Origin of the sequence: Herbaspirillum sp. VT-16-41, assembly GCF_001994935.1 — a bacterium.
In the GTDB taxonomy this organism is placed as follows: domain Bacteria; phylum Pseudomonadota; class Gammaproteobacteria; order Burkholderiales; family Burkholderiaceae_D; genus Herbaspirillum; species Herbaspirillum frisingense.
Genome location: NZ_MUXB01000020.1, coordinates 33,552 through 55,209, shown reverse-complemented (window position 1 = coordinate 55,209; position 21,658 = coordinate 33,552). Strand labels below are relative to the sequence as shown.

The following is a 21,658-nucleotide window of genomic DNA, read 5'->3' as shown; positions in this document are numbered from 1 at the left end:
AAACATTCATTAGGAATGAATCTTTATGTTAAGAACGCGCAACCGAGATTGGATTGAGGCAGGTCAAACGGTATCAGCAGCGACCCCATGGTGCCGGTAGCGCCAGGCCCATGCTGAGGCCAGCATCGTCAGTGCAAACGAGGTAATGGCAATTGCGTTGAGCGAAGCGCCCGAGGCAAGCAGATCGGCGTGCCACCATCCGCCGCCACAACGCAACAGCAAGGAGGCATGCATGACCATCAGCGGCCCATAGAACCACGGGCCATACAACACCTTCACGCGGGCAACCGCCGGCAGGATGACCGGTGCATGCGCCATCACCATGCTCCAGATGAAACCCAGTCCGAGTGCATGCAACGCGACATCGCGTAGCGGCAGGCCCGCGTCGGGATGCACACCCCACTCCAGCCCGAGGCCGATCCACCCAAGACCCGACACCATCAGCCAGCCATAGCCGCTCAACAGACACACGGCCATGTAACGACTCAGGCCCCGCGACCGCACAGTCCGTCGGGCGACATCGAAGCAGCAGAGCCACCCTGCCAACGTCAGCAGCGCGATGCCGAAAAGCAGCAGTCCGATACGCAGATCGACCAGTGCCGTGACCAGCGCCGCCAGCAGGCACAGCAGGGCCGACAGCAAGAGCGGGCGCGATACCGGGTGCCTGGGCAAAAGGCGCGACATCTCCAGACGTTCCGCCGTGATGGTCAGCACCACGAAGGCGAACCACCAAAGCAGCGCGACGTTGACGTCGCGTTGCGATGCCTGCACCACGTTCCCGCCAAGCCATGCCAGGGCAGCCATCAACATCAGCACCGTATGCGTGGCCGGCTGGCGCGCCAGCAACAACGCACTGACCGCCACGAAGCACAGCGACGCCGCGCCGCCCAGAGCAGTTATCCAGGGGAAGGCCTGCTGGCCCTCGGTCGCCAGGAGCAGCAGGCCCTGCGCCACGCAACACACCGGAGCGAGATATGCCCACCGAAGACGTACCGCCACCGCACGCTCGATGGCGATGACGCTCCCCAGAAAGACCGGCAGCATCAGTACGGCATGCAAGCCGGCGCTTTGCCCGATCAGCTGACTGCCGTAAGGCAAAAGGGGCAGCGAACCGGCCCGCAGCAGCCCGCCCAGTACCGCGCACACCAGCATGCCGACCAGGGCGATGGCAACGCTGAAGCGCGCAATCACGACCGCGGAGGGCATCTCACCACCCCATGAGATGACGTGCCCTGGCGCTCATCCGGGCCGGCTCCCAGGGCGGCTCCCAGACCAGCTGGATATCCAGCCCATGGCTGGCGGGGAGTACCTTGAGCATCTCTGTGCGGACATCATCGAGCACGACCTCCGACAAGGGACAGGCCGGGCTGGTCATCGTCAGCTCGACATGCGCCATACCATCGGCCACGCGCACACTGTAGATCAGTCCGACATCGACGACGGACAGCGACAGCTCGGGGTCCACCACGCGTGTCAGGGCCTGCTGTATCGGGTCTTGCAGAGCGTGCGGACCGTCGTAAGGGAATGGAGCGGAATCATCGGTGATGGCAGCCATGGCAAGCGAAAAAGGTGACGCCGGACAGCGGCCCTCAGGCCGCACGCACCGGCGGGAGTTGAAGTAGTTGGACCAACACGTTGCGGTTGCGTGTGATGTCGGCCAGGGTGTATTCATCCAGCACGGCATAGAAGGCCTGGGCCGCCTTCTGCAGCGCCGCCTTGAGCCGGCAGGCATCGACGATCACGCAATGATCCGGATGCGGACCGAAGCACTCTGCCGGAACGGCCGGCCCTTCGGTGGCACGTACGACCTGGCCGATCACGATCCCGGCCGGCGGCACCGCCAGGCTCATTCCACCGCCCTTGCCCCTGATGGTGGCCAGCCAGCCCTGCTGCGCGAGGAAATGCACGACCTTGGTCAAATGGCTTTCGGAAATGGCGAAGGTGGTGGCAATCTCGGCGATGGTCGCACGCCGCTCCGGTTGCGCGGCCAGGTACATCAGCACGCGCAGGCTGTAGTCGGTGAACTGGGTCAGTTTCATGGGCAATGCTCCTGATGATGTCTCAAGCTTTTTTCACGGGGACCGCCGCGGCGCTCCTGGCAGCATGACGGCCGGGCCGACGCAGCAGGCCGATGGCGTAGCATGCCAGCATCAGCCCACCTGCGGCAAAGACGATGTCACCTGGCACACGCAGCCAGACCAGTGTTTCCATGACTCTGGAATGCAGCACCTCGGGTGAGCGTGCAAACCACATGCCGCGGTCGATGCTGGCCCAGGCCTGGTAGATGCCGGCCGGCAGCAAGGACATGAAGACCATCATCGCCAGGCCGATGTTCAGGCACAGATAGGCGGGCTTGAGCCACCCATCGGCGTGCCGCTCCCGTGCATACAGGCCACGCAGGCAGAACAGCATGAGCCCGATGCCCAGCATGCCGTAGACACCGAACAGGGCCGCGTGGCCGTGTGCCGGGGTCATGTTCAGCCCTTGCACGTAGTACAGCGAGGCTGGCGGATTGATGGCGAAACCGAGCACGCCGGCGCCTACGGTATTCCAGAAACCGACCGCCACGAAACACAGGATGGGCCACTTGTAGGCGCGCATCCAGGCGGCCCCCTGGGCGCGCCGATAGGTCTGTACCGCCTCCAGGCCAATCATGGCCAGCGGCACGACCTCAAGTGCGGAAAACACCGCGCCCACGGCGATCACCGAGGTCGGCGTACCGGTGAAGTACAGGTGATGCAGGGTCCCCAGGATGCCGCCGAACAGGAAGACAATGGTCTCGGCAACGATGGCGCGGTTGGCGCTGGCGGTCTGCACCAGGCCCAGACGGGTGAAGATCAGGGCGACCACCGCGGTAGCGAATACCTCGAAGAAACCTTCCACCCAGAGGTGGACCAGCCACCAGCGCCAGTATTCGATCATCGAGTAATGGGTATGTTGCCCCCACATCAGGGAACTGGCGTAGAAACCGCCGATGCAGGTAGCCGACAGGAACACCATGGCGATCAGGCCGCGGCTCTCGGAGGGCGTCTTCAAGGCCGGCCACAGCGCGCGTCCCAGCAGCAGGAGCCAGAACAGCAGACCGACGAACAACAGGATCTGCCAGACCCGGCCCATGCTGGTGTACTCCAGACCCTGGTTGCCGATCCAGAAGCTGAAGTCGACCCCGGCGTGCTGCAGGCTGCCGATCCAGCCGGTAGCGGTCGAGCCGACCACGATGGCGATCAGCGCCCAGAACAGCACATCGACACCAAGTTTCTGGAATCGCGGCTCCCGCCCCGACAGCAAGGGCGCGATATACAGGCCCGTGGCCAGCCAGGCCGTGGCGATCCAGAAGATGCCGACCTGTGTGTGGACCGTGCGACTGACAACATAAGGCAGCAGTTGCGCCAGCGGGATGCCGAAGAAGGCTTCGCCTTCCACCGCATAGTGGGCCGTGATGGCGCCCATGCCGATCTGCAGCAGGAGCAGGCCGATGACGGCAAAGAAATATTTGCGCGTGGCCTTCATGGACGGCGTGGCCACCACATCGAGGAAGGGATCGACCTTGGGCAACACGCTCTGCTCTGCGTGCTTCTGGCCACCATGGAACCACACCATGGCAGCAATCCCGGCAATGAGCAGTACGATGCTGGCCATGGACCACATGGCGGCGGACACACTCATCTTGTTGCCCACCAGCGGTTCATGCGGCCAGTTGCTGGTATAGGAAAGACCGGTTTGACCAGGCCGGTCGGTCGCAGCAGCCCAGGAAGACCAGAAAAAGAACGCGCCCAGCGCCCGGCGATCGTTGGCCTCGGGCAGACTGCCGGCCACCATGGCGTATTGTTCGCGCAGCGGCTGCAGCGCCGGGTCGCTGCCGAACAGGCCCTCGTAATGCGCCGCCGTGGCCTGGATGGCCTGTGCCCGCTGGCGGGAGACGGTCAGTACCTGGGTGGCCGCATCGTAGCCGTTATGGCGCATTTCATCGCGCACTGCAGCATCAAGGGCAGCTGCGGATGAAGACGTCGGAGATGATGTAGAAGCTGCCTGCGTGCCGACAAGCCCTGCGCCGCGCTGCTCAAGCAATAATTCCCGCAGCGCCAGCGCTTCACGGTGCAGCCAGTCAGCCGACCAGTCCGGCGCGACGTAGGCACCATGGCCCCAGACGGTACCGATCTGCTGGCCACCGGCAGACAGCCAGGCCCGTTGCCCGGCCTGGATTTGCTCGCCCGTGTAGAGCAGTTCGCCCTCGGACGACATCACGGTCTTGGGAATGGGCGGCGCCTGCAGATGGATCTGGTAGCCGAGAAAACCCAATATCCCGAACGACAGGACAAAGATAAGCCCCAGCCAACGCCAGAGCCTGTGGACCGATTTCATGCGCCTCCTCCATAAGGTTCATTTCAAATGAATCTATGGTAGGAGCCGCCCCGCCCGTCAACCTTGCGGCATATCAAACAAATCCGCTCGCAGCGGGCAGCGAGGTGTTCGGCTCACGCACCGGACACCATCATGGGACGGATACGAGTCTTGATGATCGGCAGCAGTTCACGTTGAGCGATCCGCAAATCGTATTCGGCCTGCAGGTTGAGCCAGAATTTGGGATCCATCCTGAAGTAGACGCCCAGGCGTACCGCCGTATCAACAGTGACAGGCCGCTTGCCACGTACGATTTCACTGATACGCGACACCGGCACGTCGATATCGGCCGCCACGCGCGCCGCCGTCATCCCCATGGGCTTGATGAATTCTTTCAGCAGGATTTCACCTGGATGAATTTCGTCCAGTTTCTTCGTCATCGTGCACTCCTAGTGGTAATCGACGATTTCAACGTCGTGTACGCCTTCAGCGGTCCAACGAAAACAAATTCGCCACTGGCCGCTGATGCGAATGCTGTATTGCCCCTTCCGGTTTCCGCGCAATGATTCAAGATGATTACCTGGAGGCACCTGTAGCACCGACAATGCAGAAGCAGCGTGAATCATCAGAAGTTTGCGGCGCGCCACGCGTTCGATATTCCTGAATCGCTTGACCGGCAAGCTATGGAACAGAGATTCAGTATCTGCGCAAGAAAATGAAAGGATCATTTTTAGGATGATTTTATACCGCCAAACAGTTTCCGTTAAACAGAAACTTCGCGAAAGAACAGGCGCCATCCTAGTCGAACAGGCAAGGCAGCTGGCAAAAGCGGGGCATTTTCATCCGGCATTCGGAATTTTTTGGATTTCCGCCCCTGGGCGGTCGCTTATCTGTCGATTATCAATCAATGAGACAAGCCCGAACTTGGTGAACCCCCGCCCCAAGTTCGTCCCTTCCATGCCCCATGAACACCCGCCCAGGAAGGGCATCCTGGCGTATCATCCCCGATCAGCCGCTTCCGGGTCGATTACCGATTCAATTCCGGCCGATTACCTGTCCATAGCGTCTGGCACGCTCATTGCAATTGGGAAAGCTCCAGACGCATCTATTTTTCAAGGGGTTTCCATGAAGTTTGCAAAACCGGCCCTGGCCGTTTCCCTGGCCCTGCTGTCACTGGCCGTCAATACCGCCCACGCCGACGCACTGGCCGATATCCAGAAGTCGGGCACCGTGCGCATCGCCGTGCCGCAGGATTTCGCTCCCTTCGGCTCGGTCAACGCCGACCTGCAATTGCAGGGCCTGGACATCGATGTGGCCAAACTGATCGCGCAGAAAATGGGCGTGAAGGTGCAGCTGGTTCCGGTGGCCAGCGCCAATCGCATCGCCTACCTGCAGACGCACAAGGCCGATCTGGTCATCTCGACGCTGGGCAAGAATGCCGAGCGTGAAAAGGTCATCGATTTCTCGCAAGCCTATGCGCCGTACAACAACAGCGTCTTCGGCGTGGCCGCAGTGAAGGTCACCGGCCCGGCCGACCTGGCCGGCAAGACCGTGGGCGTGGCACGCGGCACCTTCCAGGACCTGCAGTTGACCGACACTGCCCCCAAGAGCGCCACCATCAAGCGCTACGAAGACAACAACGCCATGATCTCGGCCTATGTCTCGGGCCAGGTGCAACTGGTGGGAACCGGTGACTTCGTGGCCTATGCACTGGCCGAGAAAGCGCCGGACAACAAGCCCGTGCTCAAGTACATCATCAATGAGTCCAGCTGCAGCGTGGGCCTCAACAAGGGCGAAGCCGCCCTGCTGGCCAAGGTCAATGACGTGCTGACCGCCGCCAAGAAGAGCGGCGAACTCAATGGCATCGTGCAGAAGTGGCTCAATGTGCCGCTGCCGACCAAGATGGCAACGACCTTCCAGTAAGAGCAAGCCACCACGGCAGGCGACGGGACGACCGTGAGGGCGTCCCGTCAGGCCCTGCGATGTTCTACCTCCCTTGCATCATCGGCTTTACCCTGGCTTGCATCTCTCACGCCGTCAGCAGCGGCCGACGACGGGAGAACAAGGCAAGCCGGCGACCTCCGGCAGAAGCGCCAGGCTCGTCGGACTCATCAGCCCCACCCGCTGGCGTGATCACCGCCTGCCCCTCTACCTGGAACACGCTGACCAGTTCCGTCAATTCCCCCGCCTGACCCCGCATGGAAGCCGCAGCAGCTGCTGCCTGTTCCACCAGTGCGGCGTTCTGCTGGGTCATGTCGTCCAGTTGCGCGACGGCGTCATTGACCAGCTGGATACCTTCGCTCTGCTCGGTACTGGCCACGCTGATCTCGTTGACGATGGCATTGACCTGCTCCACGCTCTGGACCACGCGCGACATGGTGGCACCGGCCTGTTCCACCAGCGTGCTGCCGGCACTGACCTTGTCCACCGAATCGTCGATGAGTGACTTGATCTCCTTGGCCGCTGCCGCCGAACGTTGCGCCAGGCTGCGCACTTCCGAGGCGACCACGGCAAAGCCACGCCCCTGCTCGCCGGCGCGCGCCGCTTCCACGGCGGCATTCAAGGCCAGGATATTGGTCTGGAAGGCAATGCTGTCGATCACGCTGATGATGTCCACGATCTTGCGCGACGCGCCGTTGATCGCGTCCATCGTATCGACCACACGCCCCACCACCACCCCGCCCTCGCCGGCGATGCCGGCAGCCGAGGCCGCCAGGCGGCTGGCCTGCTGGGCATTGTCGGCATTGGTGCGGACGGTGGAAATCAGTTCTTCCATGGCCGAGGCGGTCTGCTCCAGCGCACCGGCCTGCTGCTCGGTGCGGGCCGACAGGTCCTGGTTACCCTCGGCGATTTCGCCGGATGCCGTGGCAATGGCGTCGGTGCCATGCCGCACCCGCGCGACCAGGTCACGCAGGCGCGTGTTCATGTCCTGCAGCGAGGCCAGCAACTGGCCGACCTCATCGCGTGAGGTGACGCTGATCTGCGCCGTCAGGTCACCTGCGGCCACCCGCTGCGAGAGGCCCACGGCCTGCTTGAGCGGACGCACGATGCTGCGCGTAAGCAGCCAGGCGCACAGCACGCCAAAGACCAGCGCGGCCGCCTCCAGCACCATCAACAGGATGCGACTGCGCGCGGCCAGCGCGACGATGTTGGCGGCCGCGTCATCGATCTCGGCCTGCTCGGCCTGCTGCAGCTTGCGCATGGCGACCTGGTATTTCTTGGACAGCGGCATGAACTCCTGGATCAGCACGCTGTTGGCAGCGTCCTGTTCGCCGGTGGACTTGAGGTCCATCATCTTCAGGGTGATCGCCTTGTAGTCTTTCTGCATGCCCTCGATCTCGGCGTAGAGCGCCTTTTCATTGGCGGTGTCGAACATCGGCACCAGTTCCTTCTGCAGATCGGCACTCTCCTTGACCGAAGCCAGTTCCTCGTTGAGGAAATAATTGTTGAGCGTGAGGTCGGTGCTGCGCGACATGGCGATGGTGCGCAGGATGGCTGCGCGCAGGTTGCCATACCAGCCCGAGATCAGGCGCTCCTTGCGCACCGACTGGCTGACCATCTCTTGCGTGACATTGCTGACCACCTGCAGGCGCCAGACGCCAATGCCCATGATCAGGATGGACAACGCCAATACCAGCGCGAAACCGCCAGCCAGACGGCTGCCGATACGCAGGTTCCCAAAGACCTTCATGATGATTCCCCAGTAATGGTGCATGCGGCCGCCCCCGAGGTTGCCGCTTGTCATTTTTCCAGCAAGAAACGTACCCGCCTGCGATGGCAGCGGCCGGGGACGCAGCCTGGGCTGGGCGGCAGGTGGAAAGGTACAGAGTGAGGAGTGGGGAGAGCAGCGCCGCAGGACGCAGCGCGCAGTGCAGAGGACCAGTACCGGCCCGCGATGCGGACCGGATCATGCTTCTTACTGGTAGGTGGTGGCGATCTTTTCCGGCAGCGGCACGTTGAGCCACTTCTTGACGATGCCATTGAGCTCGCCACTCTTCTTGGAGGCGGTCAGGGCCTCGTTGACCTTGGCCATGAGTGCGGGCTCGCCCTTGTTCATGCCGACATAACAGGTCGAGACATTGATGATGTACTTGAGCAGCGGCTTGTTGTTGGGTGTCTTCTCGGCCAGCGCATAGGCCACGAAGTCGCCGGTACCGACGATCTGGACCTGGCCCGAGACGTAGGCCGAGATCAGGCCGTTGTTGTCTTCATAGCGCTTGATGACGGTGCTCTTGGGGACGCTGTCGGTGAGCATCAGGTCTTCGAAGGTGGAGCGCGCCACGCCCACGGTCTGGTTGGCCAGGTCAGCCGGACCGGCCACCTTGATGGCGGCCACGCCAAAGACGCTGTTGTTGTAGGGCGCATAGCCCTGCGAGAAATCGATCACCTTTTCGCGCTCGGCATTCTTGCCCAGGGTCGAGATGATCAGGTCGATCTTGTGGGTCTGCAGGAAGGCCATGCGGCTGGAGATGGGGACCGGCACCAGCTCGGCCTTGACACCCATGCCCTTGGCCACCAGCTTGGCCACTTCAATGTCCAGCCCCTGCAGCTGCAAGTCGGAATTGACCGAGCCATAGGGCGCGAAGTCCTGTGGCACGCCGATCTTCACCACCCCGGCCTTCTGGATGTCGGCCAGGTTGTCGGCATGGGCCGATCCGGCCAAACCGGCCATCAGGCCCAGGGATGCAGCGATTACGGTCTTGACGAACTTCATGGTGGTTCCCTTGTTGTCGTTGAATTGATGATCCATGCTGACGGGCAAACAGGGGGCGCCTGTTTCGGTATCACTCGTGGCGATGCAGGCGATGTCTAACTTAGAAAATACCCCGATGTCCCGTCCCCTGCGATGCGCATCCACCCCTATCGGGCAGCGCACAGGACGCCTCCGTACTGATGCAATTACCATGCCCGCTCTTGCCTGCGATCCGGATTCGCCCCACCCTTCTCGTGAAGTCCGGGTCAGGCAAAAAACAGCTGCAGGTCAGGAAAAAATATTAGGTTTCCGCAATTTCAGCAAGCGCCCATCCTTTCCTGACAAAAGCTGCCCGGTACAGCCGATTCCACCTAGGAGTAGTCCAACACGGGCAAGCACCTGATCATCCGAAAACTAAAGTTTCAGGCTGGCCCGAGCGCTGCCACGGTAATGAAAATCATCTTCATGACGCAGTTGCAGCAAGCCTGGTCTTTTCTGTTTCCTGCGATGTTGCGATAGCGCTATAGATCAGCCTCGCATTCTCGCCAATTAGGAGAAGACGAGGAAAAAACGTAAAATCCAAAAAATAAGTTCTAATATTTTTCAGTTCGCAGTTATATTGCCGCAGGCACTCCGCTGCCGTCATCCAGACCAATCAAAAGGGAGAGATCCATGCCCAGACGTTCCAAGACACCTGAAACCGTTACCGCGACGCCGCCTCGCTTTCTGGTCGAGCCCGACGGCTTCCTCAACGTTCCGGTGAGCCGCAAGACCCGGGATGACATCCACCATCTCAAGAAAAGCATGCGCGTGAGCAGCCAGGCAGAAGTGATCGAAAAAGCCGTGGCCATCGTGCGCGCCATCGATCTGGCCGCACGCGGCGAAGAGTAAGGCCGGGCGGAGACGCCCCGACCTGGTCGCGACCGGTTCCGGTCGCGCCAGTCTTCACATCCCTCTGCGCCCCTCCAAGCGCCCCACCCCGGGTGCATGGCGACATTCTCGTCATTCCTCACGAGCGCGCAAAAAAAACGGCTGCCCGTCTTCATTCAGGCAGCCGTTTTTTATTGGTCCAGATCCCTCCCGCGATCAACACGGGAGACATCGACCAAGACCAATCAACGCATCAACGTATCAACGCATCGGCGCAGCGCCCTGTACCGGCAGTCGGAAGATGCTGACCTGCTCGGCCAGCTCACCGGCCTGCCCCTGCATGGCGCGTGACGCGGCGGCGGCCTGTTCGACCAGCGCCGCATTCTGTTGCGTGACTTCGTCCATGGCCGTCACTGCTTGATGGACCTGCTCGATACCGGCGCGCTGTTCTTCTCCTGCGGCACTGATCTGTCCGATGATGGTATTGACCTGGGCCACGCTCTGCACGATTTCCTGCATGGTCTGTCCGGCCTGCTTGACCAGCTGCGCGCCCGAATCGACCTTCTCCACCGAATTGCCGATGAGTACCTTGATCTCCTTGGCAGCCGCAGCCGATCGCTGTGCCAGGCTGCGCACCTCGGTAGCCACCACGGCAAAGCCGCGCCCCTGCTCGCCAGCGCGAGCAGCTTCTACTGCCGCATTCAAGGCCAGGATGTTGGTCTGGAAAGCGATGCCATCGATCACGCCGATGATGTCGACGATCTTGCGCGCGGAGGCGTCGATGTCGTCCATCGTCGCCACCACTTGCCCCACGATCTCGCCGCCCTGGCCGGCGATGTTTGATGCGGCCTGCGCCATCTCGGCGGCCTGGCGGGCATTGGCGCTGTTCTGCTGCACGGTGGAGGTCAGTTCCTCCATGGACGAGGCGGTCTCTTCCAGCGAACTGGCCTGGTGTTCGGTACGCGAGGAAAGATCCTGGTTGCCCGCCGCGATCTCCTGTGAAGCGGTGGCGATGGTGTCGGCACCGGTGCGCACGCTGGCGACGATATCGACCAATGAATGATTCATCTCGCGCAAGGCGCCGAGCAGTTCACCGGTTTCATCGGGAGCACGATCATCGATGTGCTTGGTCAGGTCGCCGTTGGCCACCTTGCGCGCAGCGTCCAGGGCATCGGCCATCGGCACGGTGATGGAACGACTGATCATGAAGGCGGCGATCAGGCCGATCAGGATCGCAATGACCGCCGAGATGATCAGGACGGCCGCCGAATTCACATAGGTGGCGTGCGCGGCGGTGGTCGCCTCGCGCATCTGCTCCTCGTACCGCCCCACCAGCTGGCGCAAGGCTTCCAGCAACTCACCCTGGGTCTTGTAGCGCGGACCGAACAGCAGGCGCTGCCCTTCTTCACCCTGGTCTTTCAGGCCCAGGCTCACCACATCAGCTGTGAAGGCAAAGTAGTTCTTGCCGGCTTCGTCGACCGCATTGATCAGACGCTTGCCTTCCTCAGTCACGGCATTGCTGCGCAGATAGTCCAGCGCCTTCTGGAATTCCACCAGGTCCTTGTCGATGGATTGCTTGTTGCTCGCCATCTGGGCCTGGTCGTTCAGGATGATGATGTTGCGCGCCGAACGGGCGATGTCCATCATCAGGTACTGCATCTTCTGGGCAGCATTGACCTTGGGATAGATGCGACTGCTCAATTCGCTGGCGGTGTTGTCCAGCGATGACATGCGGACGACACCGACCAGGGTGATGATGACGAGCAACGCGAGAAGAACGGCAAAGCCGGCACCCAGGCGCGTACCCAGGCGGAGACGACGGAGAGGATTCATGTGAGTCTTGGTGTGGATTGGAATGGGCCGGTGGGGTCACGTCGGCGCGCAGGCGATGATACGTCGGACGCCGACCGCCCCCTATCCCGAACAGAGGGGTAGAGTCCGACCTTATCGGCTCATGGGCCTGGCGCTCGGTCGACCCCATCAATGCCGCGCAAGCACTGAGCCGGAGGGATTCGCGTTTGCACAACTGCCGGATTTGACTGCCGGCTTGCATTACACACCGTCTTTCATGATAGACACCTCCCAGTGCATGGAGCGACGGTTTGCATTGCACGCCGATGCGAGCGGATTGGTAAAGGGGAAAAAGCGGGCACTTTCCCGCTTACGCACAGGTTTGGTGGCCAATTGACTTCTGATATAACAAAGGCCTCGTCGTCCCTCCCCCTCTGGCCCACCGGCCATGGCGACGGCTGCACTTGCTGGCACGACCGTGACCGCCCATCCGAATCGTCGAGATGACGCGGGTGTCTGGCCGGCTGCACCTGCCGGCATGCATCTTGCTGACCTGAGGGGAGATACGTCACCGCTCAAGGCACAAGTCACATGGCAGATACAGATCAGCATTTTCTCGTCGTCGACGATTTTTCGACCATGCGCCGCATTGTCAGCGGTCTGCTCAAGGAACTGGAATACACCAAGATCGTGGAAGCCGACGATGGTTCCACGGCGCTGAAGATCCTGGAGTCTGGCGCCTCCAATATCACCTTCGTGCTCACCGACTGGAACATGCCTGTCATGGACGGTCTGACGCTACTCAAGAAGATTCGCTCCTCACCCGCGCTGGCTCACCTGCCGGTGCTGATGATCACCGCCGAGGCCAAGAAGGAGAACATCGTCATGGCTGCCCAGGAAGGGGCCGACGGCTACATCGTCAAACCATTCAACGCCGCCACGCTGAAGGAGAAGATCGAGAAGATCCTGTCCCGGCGCGCGCAGATGAAATAGGACGCGCCATGGACATTCCCGCCAACGACGACCGGCAGGAGCCGGAAATCGGCGCTGTCATCCGGCATGTCTCGATGACCACCCGCATCCACCAGACCGTCTACACGCTGGAAAATCGCACGATCCAGCTGGGAGCGGGCGAGGTCCGTTCCGAGTATCGCGTGCTGCTGGAGCGCGACGTCATCAAGGATTGGACCGAGGGCGACGTGGCCCAGTATTTCGGTCGGGACATCGAATGAATGCATGAATGAATGACCGCAGCCGGTGGTCCGCAAGGCCACCGCGCTGCACCACCCGCACCCGCTCTCCCCTCTTCCTTGCGCGCATGTCCGCTCTCCTGCGGGCATGACGTCATGCCCCGGGCGTCCGGCTCACCGGCGCATCCCCCTCCCCCTCCCCCTCCCACCCACACGCCGTCTTGAGCTTCGTCAGGCCTGCAAGCCATTGCATCGGGCATGATCATGAGAAGGCAATTTATTGCAAAATGGCAATTTTCAAGAGATTTTCTGTGAATCTCCCCCCTTACAAAAGCGGGTATAACGTAACCAATAATCAGACTCATCCGTTGAGAGCGCTATAACAGATCAGGGCTGTTTCATTTTGGGGATGTGAGTCGACGTGGCAGTGTTAATCGTAGAGCATCCAGACACGGGACCGGGGAGCGTGCTGAAGGTCCTTGAAGCGAGTGGACTTCCGGTCAGGCCGGTAGCGGCACTGTCGCAGCTGGAGGGCGAGGTTCAAAAAAAAAACCGGCCATCCTCATTCTCGAGACGCACCGGATCACCAGCGGCTTGCGTCCACTGGTGGCGGACCTGCGCCAGAAATTCCCGCTGCTGGGCATCGTCGTCATTGCCGACAACGGCAGTGAAGCGGCGCATGAAAACGCACTGCATGACGGCGCCGACTACTTCCTGCACAAGCCGGTCAGGGATTCCGTATTGCTGGCGACGATACGTTCTTTCATGCGACGCCTGCATATCCGGCATGCGCCCACCAGTGGTCCTCCCGAAGCCTGGAGCCTGTACCGCCGCCAGGGGACACTGGTCAGCCCGCATAACGAGCGACTGGCGCTGAGCGACAAGGAATGCGCGATCCTGACCACGCTGTTTCTCAGTCCGCACTTTCCGGTCAGTTCGGAACAGTTGCTGCATGCGCTCAACATCACGGCGGAGATTTTCGATCCTCATCGCATCGATACCATCATCTATCGCATCCGGAAGAAGCTGGCGCAACTCGTCCACACCCGGTTCGAGATCAGGAACATCTATGGCCGGGGATTCATGTGCGTCGCAATGAAGGAAGGTGCGGTCTTCTATGTTTGGGATGGATAACAGCGAACTGGCCCTGATCGGGCAACTGGCCGTCAGCGGCGCCTGCCTGGGTGCCATGGGCATCTTCGGCGGCCTGCTGCGGCATGCGCGTCGTCGCTGCCGGCATCTCAGCGAACAATTGGGACAGGCCTGCGCGCTCAATGAAAGCCTGCGCCGGCAAGCGCTCTACGATGGCCTCACCGGCCTGCCCAACCGTCTGCTGCTGGAAGAGCGGATCAGCTCCGCCCTCACCCGCGCCGAGCGCGAACAGGGTGCGTTCGCCCTGCTGTTCCTGGACCTGGACGGGTTCAAGACGGTCAATGACCGCTACGGTCATGCGGCGGGCGACCTGCTGTTGATGCAGATCGCCAGCCGCCTGTCAGACAGTCTGCGCCACGCCGATACCATTGCGCGTATCGGCGGCGATGAATTCGTGGTGCTCACTGAGATCGTATCCGCCGGCGACATCGGCATCATCCGTGACAAGCTGCATCAGGCGCTGTCGCAGCCCTTCCAGATCGGCGCCGATGCGCTGTGCATCAGCGCCAGCCTGGGCCACGCCCGCTACCCGGATGATGGCAGCAGCATCGACGCACTGCTGGCGCGCGCCGACCAGGGCATGTACCACCTCAAGCGCCAGCGCCAGAGCGCCGCCAGCTACGCCACACAATGACAGACGCAGCGCGCAAGGGCCGCCGTGATCGCGGCAGCATCGGCCTGGTGCCAGCGGGCCGCCACGTGCTGGTCCGGACGGATCAGGTAGGTGCTGCCGGCACGGGCTGCATACCGACGGGCGGCCAGGCCTTCGAGGTCGATCAGGTCGGCGCCTGAACCGGGTGCGGCAATGGTCTTGATCCTGACCTCGACGCCGGGAACGTCAATGACCAGATCCGGCGCCTCGGCCGCAAACACCAGGATGGTAAAGCCCTCGCCCAGTTCTTCCAGCAGCCACCCGGGGCGACCATCGCGCAGGATGGGGGCGTCGGCGCAGGGAGTGCCGGGGGCCATGTGTGCGCTGAAGAAAGCGCTGTCGGGGGTATTGAGGGACGAGTCGCGGTAGGGTGTGGGCGTGGACAGACGGCCGCTGTTGACCAGGGTGCGCGCAAACGCCTCGGTCTCGGCCAGACTCAGGACGGCGTCACGCAGAAGCTTGCTCACCGGGCTCTTGGGGGTGATGAAGTCAGTCGAGCGGGTCGATTGCCGCAGGTTGTCATCGGCCGCCCAGGCGCGCTCCTCGTGGTAGCTGTCGATGAAGCTGACCGGGGCATGGCCATCGATGACCAGCTTGAGTTTCCAGACCAGGTTGTCGATATCCTGTACTCCGGTATTGGCGCCACGGGCGCCGAAGGGCGAGACCTGATGCGCGGCGTCACCGGCAAAGAGCACGCGCTGGTAGCGCATGTTGTCGATGCGACGGCAGGCGAACTGGTACACGGAGACCCATTCCAGTTCAAACTCCGCGTCCTTGCCCAGCATGGCCTGGATGCGAGGAATCACCTTTTCGGGCTTCTTCTCTTCTTCCGGATCAGCATCCCAGCCCAACTGGAAATCGATGCGCCAGACGTTGTCGCACTGCTTGTGCAAGAGCACGCTCTGGCCGCGATGGAAAGGCGGGTCGAACCAGAACCAGCGTTCGGCGGGGAAGCCGGCCTTCATGATGACGTCGGCAATCAGGAAGCGGTCCTGGAAGAATTGCCCGCTGAACGCTGCGCCGACCATCCTGCGGGTATCGCTATTGGCACCGTCGCAGGCGATGATCCATTCCGCCTGGGTGTGGTAGAAGCCGTCCGGTGTCTCCAGCGACAGCGTGGCGCAGTGATCGTCCTGCTTCAGGTTGAGTACCTTGTGCTTCCAGCGCAGCTCGATCAGGGGATGGGCCTGGCAGGCTTCGACCATGTATTGCTCCAGATAGTATTGCTGGAGATTGATCATGGCGGGCATCTTGTGCCCCGCCTCGGGCTGCAGGTCGAAGCGATAGACCTGGCGGTCCTCGAAGAACACCTTGCCCACCTGCCAGCTCACGCCCTTGTCCACCATGCGCCTGGCCACGCCCAGCCGGTCCCATATCTCCAGCGGGCGCTGCGCATAGCAGACCGCGCGTGAACCGATGCTGACGGTGTCGTTGTCATCCAGCACCACCACCGGCAGGCCGCGCGCGGCGCATTCCAGAGCGGCGGTCAGGCCGATCGGCCCGGCGCCGATGATGACCACGGGATGAAGCTGCGACTTGCCGTCGCGTTGCTCGTCGGATTGCCGATAGGTAAAGCGTGGGTAGGTATAGGTGCTCTGCACAGAAGTCTCCTTGGAATATTGTTGTCACGACCGCTTGCTTCAGCGGGCCTGCTCACTGAATTCATCCGCATGCATCCATGCGGCATGGCGGGGCGCGCGACGGGTGCGCGACCACTCTTCCAGCATGTCCCACTTCACCGCGTCCAGCCGCTGCAACTGTTCCGGCGTCGCGCAGTCGGCGGCCAGTTCGACCCGATGACCATTGGGATCGAAGAAATAGATGGACTTGAAGATGGTGTGATCGGTGATACCGACCACCTCGATGCCATCGGCCTGCAGCCGCTGCATGACCTCACGCAGCGTGACTTCGCTGTCGACCTTGAAGGCGATGTGCTGGACCCAGGCGGGTGTATTGACATCGCGCCCCATGGGCGGCGAGGTGGGAATCTCGAAGAAGGCCAGCACATTGCCCTGGCCGGCATCCAGGAACACATGCATGTAGGGATCGGGCGCCTTGGTCGAGGGCACCTGGTCTTCGGCAATGGCCAGGATGAAATTCATGTTCAGGTATTTTCCATACCACTCCACGGTCTGCCTGGCGTCCTTGCAGCGGTAGGCGACGTGGTGGATACGATCGATATGCATGGTGGATCTCCTCGGTAGGGCGCGGCCCTTATTAGTAACGATTGTTACTATATGGATGCATGAGGAGTGCGGTCAACGCGCAGGCGCTACCGATGGACAAGCTTCGCAGCGGGAATTGATCTGCATCAAGCTCTGCCCGGCTTTGGCGGTTTGGTAACGTCTGTTACCATGTCGGAATGAAACTGCAAGCATTCTTTCCCTACCAGCTGGCGCAACTGGCCGAGGCCGTCAGTCGCTCGGTCGCCTCGGTCTACGCCGACCGCTTCGGCCTGAGCCGCGACGAGTGGCGCATCCTGGCCGCATTGGCCGAACAGGGCCAGATGCAGGCCAGTGATCTGGTGCCCCATACCTCACTGGACAAGATGCAGGTCAGCCGTGCCTTGGGCCGGATGGAAACGGCAGGCCTGATCCTGCGCGAACCCAGCCCGGAGGATGCCCGTGCTCGCATCGTCAAGCCGACCGCCCAGGCGCGCAGGCTCTACCGCAAGATCGTGCCGATGGTCGAAGAACGCGAGGCCTATCTGCTGCAGGCGCTGAGCGCCAGTGAGCGCGAGCTCCTGCTGCGTGCCATGCAAACGATACGCACACGAGCAATGGAACAAGACGCTGCCCCATGATGAGCCTTGTCAGGCCTTGGCTGACGCGGGATTGCGAGCCTGCCTGATGCACGCGGTGGGTCGCTGGCGCTATCGTGAACGCTCTGGACTATCTTGAGGAGAGCAGCGATGAATCAGCTTGAAAATCGGCCAGAAAATCAACGTGATCCCGCCAACGCGGGCACAGACCAACCAGTGCGCCCCGGTGAGGCGCCGACGGTAACGCAGTTCGAGAAGGAAGAGAAAGGCCATGAAGGTACGCTGGGCGGGCAACCGCCCCTGCATGCCCCGGCCGGGATCCAGCGTAGCGGTCGGGGTGGTGTACTGGTCGAGGAAGGCGCCCTGGCAGGCAAGCCTGAAACGCCCAAGCCCTGACGCCAGGTGGGGCTGGCATTCGGAGTCGAGGGCGCTCGCCCCCCCCTGCCGTCGGATCAGCCCGCGACCCGGCTCCTTCAAGTATTCCCCCGCGATATCACCATCAAGCCCGGCGCGATCAAACCCGCCGCGGTTCGGTTACGATCAACCGGACCAGCAGAATGGGATCCGTCTGCTTTCCCAGGAAATAGCGGATTCTGGATACAATCTCCCCTTTTCCGGCTTTCCCCACCCCGAATCCTGGCAGTTCGGTCCCTGAAGAACATGTCCCCTGCGCGGCGCATAGCTCATATCGACATGGATGCATTCTTTGCGTCTTGCGAACTTTCGCGTTATCCACAACTGCGCGGCCTGCCCATGGTCGTCGGCGGGCGACAGACGCACGCGCCCAAGGCGCTGGAGGATGGCACGCTGGAATTCGCCAGGCTCAAGGATTATGTCGGCCGGGGGGTGCTGACCACGGCGACCTACGAGGCCCGTGCGCTGGGCGTACATTCCAGCATGCCCACCATGCGCGCGGCGCGTCTGGCGCCGGAGGCCATCCTGTTGCCGGTCAATTTCGAGCTGTATCGCCATTATTCCCGCCGTTTCAAGGACGCCATCAGGGCCATCAGCCCCACCATCCAGGATGTCGGCATCGATGAAATCTATACCGACATCTCCTTGCTGGAGGCAACATCGGAAGACATCGTCGCGATGTTCAAGCGCTCGGTCTTTGAGGCCACCCAACTGACCTGTTCGGTCGGCATTGCCCCCAACAAGCTGCTGGCCAAACTGTGCTCCGATATCCAGAAGCCGGACGGCTTCACCATCGTGACGATGGAGGACATCCCGGATCGCATCTGGCCCATGCCGGTGAGCAAGATCAACGGCATCGGTCCCAAGTCGGCCAAGAAGCTCGATACGCTGGCTATCCGGACCATCGGCGAACTGGCCGCCTGCCGGGAAGACTGGCTGGTGGAGAATTTCGGCCGCAGCTATGGCGCCTGGCTGTATCGCGTCTCTCATGGCATCGATGATCGACCGGTGGTCACCGAGTCCGAACCAGTGTCCATGAGCCGCGAGACCACCTTCGAACGTGATCTCGATGCCGTCCGCGACCGCAATGAACTGGGGGCGATCTTCACGCGACTGTGCGAACAGGTGGCGGCCGATCTGGACCGCAAAGGCTACCTCTGCCGCAAGGTCGGGATCAAGCTGCGCTTCAAGGATTTCTCAACCGTGACCCGCGATGCCACGCTGGCGGCGGCGACGGCCGATGCACGGGAGATCAGGAAGGCCGCCGGCAATTGCCTCAAGCGCATCGTTTTCGACCAATCCATCCGCCTGCTGGGAGTCAAGGCAAGCGGCCTGCTCAAGCCAGGTGCTGCCGAACAGGCGCAACCGGTGCAGTTCCAGCTGGACATCTGATACGGGTGTCTGGTCGCCCCGGAGGCAGGCTGCCCAACTTGCATCGAATCGCGTTCAAAACGTATGCGCGACCATCTCCTGGAGGGCGGGTGCGAACCGGGTGTAGATCTCGCTGGCGAGGTGGAGCAGTGCTGCGGCCATGATGTTCTCCTTGTCTGATCAGTTAGAACGAGAAGCCGCCGAGGGCGCCCATGACCTGGAAGAACCACCATTCATCCGGGCTGTGATATTGGCCGGCGGTAGCCGCTTCGGCCACGGTGCTTGCCATCAGGCTGACGACGGCGACGAAGTAGAAGAGGTAGAAGCGCATGGTGTTCTCCGATGACTGGGGTTTCGATAGGTAGAACTCATTTCATAAATAGTCGTGAGATGCGTTCTGCCCAGAAAGGGCGCTGGCAAGGCGCGCGACGCGTCGTGTGGCGGTGCCACACGCAAGGAGCGCAACGCGGCCAGCGCCCTTTCTGGACAGAACCCGGAGGGAGCGGCCCGTTTGGGCGAATTGCTGCGTTACGAATTTGGGTCAAGACGCCCAGTCTTGACCCAAATTCGCGCCTGGCACTTCATCCCAAACGGGACTCGCTCGCACTCGCGCCTATTTATGAAATGAGTTCTAGTCATCTTGGCCTGCGCTGGTTACGGCCCGGTTGCATCGGGCCGCAGAAAAGTTACAGGTGAAACACGCGGGATCGGGCCATCTCTAGGCCGACCAGACCAGCACTGGCGGGCGGTAGGTGAACTCCCGGTAGACCGCCCTTCCACGCCCGTTTTCCTTGGCGACATAGAGCGCCTTGTCTGCGACCTCCACGATTTCCCGGGGCTGGAATGTGAAGCCCTTGTCCGACTCGATCGAGCTGATGCCGACGCTCACGCCAACCACGCCGTCTTCACTGGAGGGGTGGGTAATGGCCAGTGCCCTGACGGCGGCGCAAATTCTTTTGGCGACAACGGTTGCGCCCGCCCGGCCGCATGCCGGCAGCAGGACGGCGAATTCTTCACCACCGTAGCGGGCCACCACATCGACTTCGCGCCTGGCCGCCTCGGCGATGGCAGCGGCCACTTTCTGCAGACACTGGTCCCCCGCGACATGTCCGTAGCTGTCGTTGTATTTCTTGAAGTGATCGACATCGATCATGAGCAACGAGAGCGCTCCACCTGAACGGCCGAAGCGCGCCACTTCCAGCTCCAGCAACTCGTCGAAATAGCGCCGGTTGATGGCGCCGGTCAGCCCATCCCGGCGCGACTGCACCTGCAGCAGCTGGAACATCTTTTCCAGATTCTCCTGGGCTGTGACGGCCTCGGCCTGTGCGCGCTCACGCAGGGCAACCTGGGTCACCATCTTGCTGCCGCCATAGCAGACGGCCAGGAGCAGGAAGCTGATACCGACGGCCTTTTCAATGGCATGACGCGTCCAGTTATGGAGCACTTCGTCCTTCGACACCGCCACGATCATGAAAAGCGGGTAATTGGTCAGGTGCTTGAAACTGTTGATCCGCACCACGCCATCCTGGGTCGAGCGAATCTCGACCGCACCGGAATCGGCCAGCTTGACGTGCTGCTGGAACAAGGGGGAATCGGTCAAAGACTTGCCCATCGAATCGGCCAGCAGCGGGCGCCGATAGAGGACGGTGGCCGCATTGGTGCCGAACAGGATGGCCCCCTTCTTCCCGATATCGAACTGGTGATAAAAACGCTCGAAGAAGTTGATGTCCAGCGTCGCCAGTACGACACCCCCAAAGCTTCCATCGGGCTTGTCGATGCGCCTGCTCATCGTCAGCACCCAATGGCCGGTCGACTTGCTGCGCACAGGCTTGCCGATGAAGGCGGTATTCAAGCGCTGCTCCTTGTGGTGGATGAAATAGTCGCGGTCGCTGTTATTGAACCGGGTTTCAAGGATCGGTTGCGACGTTGCGACCCAGGCCCCCTTCTCGTCATAGATGAACAGCCCCGCCAGTTGCGGGACATCACTGACGTTCTGGACCAGGAAGTTGTGCAGCCGGGTCCTGTCGGCCGCTGATTTGCCGGTACTGATCGACTGCTCCAGCGCGGCCTTGAGCACGATATCGACTTCGTCCAGCGCCTGGTCCGCATGCTGCGAAAGCGCCACGGCCATGTTGGCCGTCGACCGGAACGAGTCCTCGATCACCGTTCGGCGCTCGTGCCAGCTGGACCAGCCTTCCAGACCGACGATGATGAGACACACGACAATGACGAACCGCTTGGCCGATCTCGACGCCACCTTGATAGCACAAACGTCCATAACTACCCCCCTTCCACGGTGACGTCCAATGGGAACATTATTTACTGTCCGTTAAGGATCACGTATCAGAAATTACCTGAGCTGCAACACCCAGAGGGGGCGAAGGGGCAGGATCGATGTTGTGCAGGCGCTAAGGATTATCCTG

The 21,658-nt window shown here is 61.6% G+C and carries 22 protein-coding genes; 9 read left to right on the top strand and 13 right to left on the bottom strand.

Annotated elements, in window-relative coordinates; translation table 11 throughout:
• Window positions 1–63 precede the first annotated feature (63 nt).
• The 6 genes from BTM36_RS02120 to BTM36_RS02095 form a co-directional block, all read right to left on the bottom strand.
• On the bottom strand, window positions 64–1,206 hold the full coding sequence (locus BTM36_RS02120; RefSeq protein ID WP_077235024.1) for a hypothetical protein: 1,143 nt from the start codon (window positions 1,204–1,206) through the stop codon (window positions 64–66).
• Window position 1,207: 1 nt separating this feature from the next.
• The gene (locus BTM36_RS02115; protein WP_077235023.1) at window positions 1,208–1,555 is read right to left on the bottom strand and encodes a metal-sulfur cluster assembly factor; all 348 of its coding nucleotides are present in this window, start codon (window positions 1,553–1,555) and stop codon (window positions 1,208–1,210) included.
• A gap of 34 nt (window positions 1,556–1,589) precedes the next feature.
• Complete coding sequence (locus BTM36_RS02110; RefSeq protein WP_077235022.1) at window positions 1,590–2,039, bottom strand: Rrf2 family transcriptional regulator; 450 nt, start codon at window positions 2,037–2,039, stop codon at window positions 1,590–1,592.
• A 22-nt stretch (window positions 2,040–2,061) separates the two neighbouring features.
• Window positions 2,062–4,362: a nitric-oxide reductase large subunit gene (locus tag BTM36_RS02105; protein ID WP_077235021.1), complete on the bottom strand. Its 2,301-nt coding sequence runs from the start codon at window positions 4,360–4,362 to the stop codon at window positions 2,062–2,064.
• 113 nt (window positions 4,363–4,475) lie between these two features.
• Window positions 4,476–4,781, bottom strand: a complete 306-nt coding sequence (locus tag BTM36_RS02100) for a HigA family addiction module antitoxin (RefSeq protein ID WP_077235020.1) — start codon at window positions 4,779–4,781, stop codon at window positions 4,476–4,478.
• A 9-nt stretch (window positions 4,782–4,790) separates the two neighbouring features.
• Window positions 4,791–5,069, bottom strand: a complete 279-nt coding sequence (locus tag BTM36_RS02095; protein ID WP_152486647.1) for a type II toxin-antitoxin system RelE/ParE family toxin — start codon at window positions 5,067–5,069, stop codon at window positions 4,791–4,793.
• Window positions 5,070–5,466: 397 nt separating this feature from the next.
• On the opposite strand from BTM36_RS02095, the gene BTM36_RS02090 reads away from it, so the two are divergent.
• A complete protein-coding gene (locus tag BTM36_RS02090; RefSeq protein WP_006462477.1) occupies window positions 5,467–6,264 on the top strand; it encodes a transporter substrate-binding domain-containing protein in 798 nt (265 codons plus the stop codon).
• Window positions 6,265–6,370: 106 nt separating this feature from the next.
• On the opposite strand, the gene BTM36_RS02085 is transcribed toward BTM36_RS02090, so the two are convergent.
• Window positions 6,371–8,032: a methyl-accepting chemotaxis protein gene (locus BTM36_RS02085; RefSeq protein ID WP_168189728.1), complete on the bottom strand. Its 1,662-nt coding sequence runs from the start codon at window positions 8,030–8,032 to the stop codon at window positions 6,371–6,373.
• A gap of 225 nt (window positions 8,033–8,257) precedes the next feature.
• Window positions 8,258–9,055 (bottom strand): transporter substrate-binding domain-containing protein, encoded by a 798-nt coding sequence (locus BTM36_RS02080; RefSeq protein ID WP_039874743.1) that lies wholly within the window; start codon window positions 9,053–9,055, stop codon window positions 8,258–8,260.
• Between the two features lie 651 nt (window positions 9,056–9,706).
• On the opposite strand from BTM36_RS02080, the gene BTM36_RS02075 reads away from it, so the two are divergent.
• Window positions 9,707–9,925 carry a hypothetical protein gene (locus tag BTM36_RS02075; RefSeq protein ID WP_006462471.1) on the top strand — a complete coding sequence of 73 codons (219 nt, stop codon included), beginning with the start codon at window positions 9,707–9,709 and terminating at the stop codon, window positions 9,923–9,925.
• A gap of 240 nt (window positions 9,926–10,165) precedes the next feature.
• Here BTM36_RS02075 and BTM36_RS02070 read toward each other — a convergent pair whose 3' ends face one another.
• Window positions 10,166–11,737 (bottom strand): methyl-accepting chemotaxis protein, encoded by a 1,572-nt coding sequence (locus BTM36_RS02070; protein ID WP_077235018.1) that lies wholly within the window; start codon window positions 11,735–11,737, stop codon window positions 10,166–10,168.
• 549 nt (window positions 11,738–12,286) lie between these two features.
• Between BTM36_RS02070 and BTM36_RS02065 the strand changes: the two genes are divergently transcribed.
• The 4 genes from BTM36_RS02065 (at window position 12,287) to BTM36_RS02050 (ending at window position 14,671) form a co-directional block, all read left to right on the top strand.
• Window positions 12,287–12,688 carry a response regulator gene (locus tag BTM36_RS02065; RefSeq protein ID WP_006462469.1) on the top strand — a complete coding sequence of 134 codons (402 nt, stop codon included), beginning with the start codon at window positions 12,287–12,289 and terminating at the stop codon, window positions 12,686–12,688.
• Between the two features lie 8 nt (window positions 12,689–12,696).
• On the top strand, window positions 12,697–12,927 hold the full coding sequence (locus BTM36_RS02060; protein WP_077235017.1) for a hypothetical protein: 231 nt from the start codon (window positions 12,697–12,699) through the stop codon (window positions 12,925–12,927).
• A gap of 552 nt (window positions 12,928–13,479) precedes the next feature.
• Window positions 13,480–14,019 carry a response regulator transcription factor gene (locus BTM36_RS02055; protein WP_006462467.1) on the top strand — a complete coding sequence of 180 codons (540 nt, stop codon included), beginning with the start codon at window positions 13,480–13,482 and terminating at the stop codon, window positions 14,017–14,019.
• Window positions 14,003–14,671: a GGDEF domain-containing protein gene (locus tag BTM36_RS02050; RefSeq protein ID WP_234295987.1), complete on the top strand. Its 669-nt coding sequence runs from the start codon at window positions 14,003–14,005 to the stop codon at window positions 14,669–14,671. Before BTM36_RS02055 ends, BTM36_RS02050 begins: the two co-directional genes overlap by 17 nt.
• Here BTM36_RS02050 and BTM36_RS02045 read toward each other — a convergent pair.
• Together BTM36_RS02045 and BTM36_RS02040 are read right to left on the bottom strand one after the other, a co-directional pair.
• Window positions 14,656–16,290, bottom strand: coding sequence for an FAD-dependent oxidoreductase (locus BTM36_RS02045; RefSeq protein ID WP_077235015.1), 1,635 nt, complete (start codon window positions 16,288–16,290; stop codon window positions 14,656–14,658). The genes BTM36_RS02050 and BTM36_RS02045 overlap by 16 nt on opposite strands.
• A 39-nt stretch (window positions 16,291–16,329) precedes the next feature.
• The gene (locus BTM36_RS02040; RefSeq protein WP_077235014.1) at window positions 16,330–16,875 is read right to left on the bottom strand and encodes a VOC family protein; all 546 of its coding nucleotides are present in this window, start codon (window positions 16,873–16,875) and stop codon (window positions 16,330–16,332) included.
• Between the two features lie 176 nt (window positions 16,876–17,051).
• On the opposite strand from BTM36_RS02040, the gene BTM36_RS02035 reads away from it, so the two are divergent.
• The 3 genes from BTM36_RS02035 (at window position 17,052) to dinB (ending at window position 19,256) form a co-directional block, all read left to right on the top strand.
• Window positions 17,052–17,492 (top strand): MarR family winged helix-turn-helix transcriptional regulator, encoded by a 441-nt coding sequence (locus BTM36_RS02035; RefSeq protein ID WP_077235013.1) that lies wholly within the window; start codon window positions 17,052–17,054, stop codon window positions 17,490–17,492.
• A gap of 108 nt (window positions 17,493–17,600) precedes the next feature.
• Window positions 17,601–17,846, top strand: coding sequence for a hypothetical protein (locus tag BTM36_RS02030; RefSeq protein ID WP_077235012.1), 246 nt, complete (start codon window positions 17,601–17,603; stop codon window positions 17,844–17,846).
• A 297-nt stretch (window positions 17,847–18,143) separates the two neighbouring features.
• On the top strand, window positions 18,144–19,256 hold the full coding sequence (gene dinB / locus BTM36_RS02025) for a DNA polymerase IV (RefSeq protein ID WP_254426889.1): 1,113 nt from the start codon (window positions 18,144–18,146) through the stop codon (window positions 19,254–19,256).
• A gap of 163 nt (window positions 19,257–19,419) precedes the next feature.
• Here the strand turns inward: dinB and BTM36_RS28250 are convergent, their stop codons facing one another.
• Together BTM36_RS28250 and BTM36_RS02020 are read right to left on the bottom strand one after the other, a co-directional pair.
• Window positions 19,420–19,566 carry a hypothetical protein gene (locus BTM36_RS28250; RefSeq protein ID WP_158243267.1) on the bottom strand — a complete coding sequence of 49 codons (147 nt, stop codon included), beginning with the start codon at window positions 19,564–19,566 and terminating at the stop codon, window positions 19,420–19,422.
• Window positions 19,567–19,953: 387 nt separating this feature from the next.
• A complete protein-coding gene (locus BTM36_RS02020) occupies window positions 19,954–21,513 on the bottom strand; it encodes a sensor domain-containing diguanylate cyclase (protein WP_077235010.1) in 1,560 nt (519 codons plus the stop codon).
• Window positions 21,514–21,658: the final 145 nt, after the last annotated feature.